This is a genomic window from Rubrivirga sp. (assembly GCF_049648075.1).
Taxonomy (GTDB): Bacteria; Bacteroidota; Rhodothermia; order Rhodothermales; family Rubricoccaceae; genus Rubrivirga.
The window spans coordinates 1-2,804 of sequence record NZ_JBARYR010000729.1; the positions used below are offsets into that span (position 1 = coordinate 1).

Annotated in this window: 3 protein-coding genes; all 3 read right to left on the reverse strand. The window is 68.2% G+C overall.

The features are described 5' to 3' along the window. Positions 1 to 398, reverse strand: a 398-nt coding sequence (locus WBA11_RS19175) for a hypothetical protein (RefSeq protein ID WP_424522231.1), incomplete at its 3' end; no start/stop codon positions are given. 175 nt (positions 399 to 573) lie between these two features. Continuing rightward, complete coding sequence (locus tag WBA11_RS19180) at positions 574 to 1,659, reverse strand: T9SS type A sorting domain-containing protein (protein WP_424522232.1); 1,086 nt, start codon at positions 1,657 to 1,659, stop codon at positions 574 to 576. Positions 1,660 to 1,731: 72 nt separating this feature from the next. Next, a partial coding sequence (locus WBA11_RS19185) for a DASH family cryptochrome (protein WP_424522233.1) occupies positions 1,732 to 2,804 on the reverse strand: 1,073 nt, incomplete at its 5' end.

The following is a 2,804-nucleotide window of genomic DNA, read 5'->3' on the forward strand; positions in this document are numbered from 1 at the left end:
TCCGACCGGAGCTCGACGTAGCTGAAGCCCTCGAAGAGGATCGACTCGCCGTCTTGCTCCGCGCCGAGCGAGAACTCGAAGGTCTGCGTCGCGGCGTTGAACGGAGTTTCCGAGGCGACCGGTCCGACCGCGCCGCTTTGGCCCGTGGCCGTTCCGGCGAGTTCCAGCGTCACGTTGAGGCCCGTGAAATCCCACGTCTGGTTCGGGCCGGCCTGCGCGGCGAGCGCGTTGATGGCCGCGGTGTCCCTCCCGTCTTCGTTCGCGATCTCGGCCGAGACCACGCGGCTCTCACCCTGGAGGTATATGACCGGGTCGGTCGCGCGGAGCGTGATCTGGGCGGAGGCCTCGAGGGCGAACCCGAGGGCAAGAGCAGTGAGGAGGGCGAATCGAAAGAGCATGGCGGGCAGGGAGGGTTCTCCCCCGATACTTGAAATCGTCGCACCAGGGATCAGCCGTCCTCGAGGTCGGCCCGTCTTGGATTTGTTCGTCCTCGAGGACGCTCTCCACTGTTCGGTCCGCACTGCTCGCGTCCCGCCCTCGAGGCCGACCCGAGCGCGTTACCGGACCACGGCGTTACCGGACCACGGTCAGCGACCGGGCGAACGACCGGGCCTCGACCTCGACGCGAATCACGTAGACGCCAGCCGGCAAATCGCTCGTGTCGAGGTCGACGCGCGAGGTGCCCGCCGGGACCGTCCTCGAGGTCGTCGCGATGGCCTGCCGTCCGAGCACGTCGTAGACGGCGACGCGAGCCGCTCCGGCCTGGGGAGCCGTCACCTCGAGGGCGACCGACGCGCGCGCCGGGTTCGGCCACGGGGCGCCGACCTCGAAGCCGTCGTCAGGGCCGTCGCTGACGTTCGTCGATCCGCCGCCCGACGTGACGATCGTGAGGGACGCGGTCGAGCCGAGGCCGAACTCGTCAGGGTCGAGGTTGGCCGCGAGGGCGCCGGCCGTGCGGATCTCGTAGCTCACGTCTACGCTCCCGTCATCGAGGTTGGTGTCGGTCAACTTGACGCGCAAGGCCGGCGCAGAGATGCCGCCGGGCACGATCAGCGTGCCCCACTCGTCGACCTCGTATTCATGCCGGGTGTTGGCGTTGCCGAACAACTCGTTCGAGAAGACGAACGTGCTTTCCCACGAGCTTCCAAACGTGAACGTCGATGGGGCGACCAGCGAGCCGTCGGGAAGATTCGCGGCTGCCAACGAGAACTGTTGACCGTCAAACTCGGACGTGAGGACGATGCCGAGGTTGTAGAGGCCGTCACCGTCGAGGCGGACGTAGCCGTAAACGGTCCCCGAAATGACGTTCCCGTCCTCGTCTGCCTGAGGTGGAAGGACGAGTTCGTAGGACCTCGTCGCCTGATCGTAGGGCGAGACGCCTTGTCCCGGTCCGGTGGCGCCCTCCGTCGTGGTCGCGATCCCCTCTCCGACCAACTGGGCGATCCCTGAGAAGTCCCACGTCTGGTTCGGACCGGACTGTGCGATGAGTGCCGTGATGGCCGCCTCTTGCGATCCGTCGTCGGCCGATTCGTAGCTGATGAGCGTGTTGGTTCCCTCGAGGTACGGGAGGGCTTGGTCCGCGCGGAGCGTGATCTGGGCGGAGGCATCGAGGGCGAGACCGAGCGCGAGGGCGGCGAGGAGTGCGAAGCGAAGAATCATGGTGGGCAGGGAGGGTTCTCCCTCCGGTACCCGAAACCACCATGCCCCGCGTCACGCGTGCTCGAGACCGGCCTACCGGCGCTTCTTTCGCCCTCGAGGACGTCCGCCACCCTTCGTTCCGCGCTGATCTCGCCCCGGCCTCGAGGCCGACCGCAGCTTGTCCGTGACGCGGTGGTAGTCGATGATCGGCTCGGGGTAGTCCTCCCCTAGGGTCACGCCGTGCTGCTCCTGCTGGGCCGGCGTCATGCGGTACGGCTCGCGCGCGAAGTGCGAGGGCAGCCCTGCGAGCTCCGGGACCCAGTGTGTCACGAACGCGGCCTCCGGGTCGTACTTCTTGAGCTGGAGCTCGACGTCGAAGTACCGTCCTCGAGGGTCGGAGCCCACGCCCGCGACGTAGGCCCAGTTGCCCCAGTTGCTCGTCACGTCGTAGTCGATCAGCATCGCCTCGTAGTAGGCCGCGCCGGCGCGCCAGTCGAGGTCGAGGTGCTTGACCAGGAAGCTCGCCGCGTTCTGCCGTCCCCGGTTGGACATGAACCCGGTCGCGTTGAGCTCGCGCATCGACGCGTCCACGAGTGGGAGCCCGGTTCGGCCCTCGCGCCACGCGAGAAAGTGAGCGCGGTCCAGCCGCGTCGAGACGCCCTGAGCGCCCTTGGGGCCGGAGGGCCAGAAGAGGCGGTCGCCGTGCTTCGTCCCGTAGACGCGGAAAAAGTCCCTCCACAACAGTTCGAACGTGAGCCAGTACGTGCTCTTGTTGGCCTCGCGCTCGGCCTCGTAGCGGGCGACCTCCGCCTGGACGCGCCGCGGTGACAAGCACCCGTGCGAGAGCCACGGCGAGAGCTTGGACGAGTCGTCCGGGTCGAGCATCCCGTTTCGCGTCTCCTTGTAGGTCCTCAGCCGGTCCAGGTCCCAGACGTAGGCGTGAAGCCGGGCCAGGCCCTCCGTCTCGCCACCCCGAATGCGGAGCCCATTGCGCTCGTCTTTCGGCACGGTCTCCAAGCCGAGGTCGGCCAGCGTCGGGATCTCACCGACCTCGAGGCCGGGCGGCGGCGGGGGCAACGCGTCGGGAGCCGGCTCGGGCGCTCGGTAACGGTCACGGGCCGGCGCCTGCTCCACCTTCTTGCGGAACGGCGTGAACACGTCCGGCG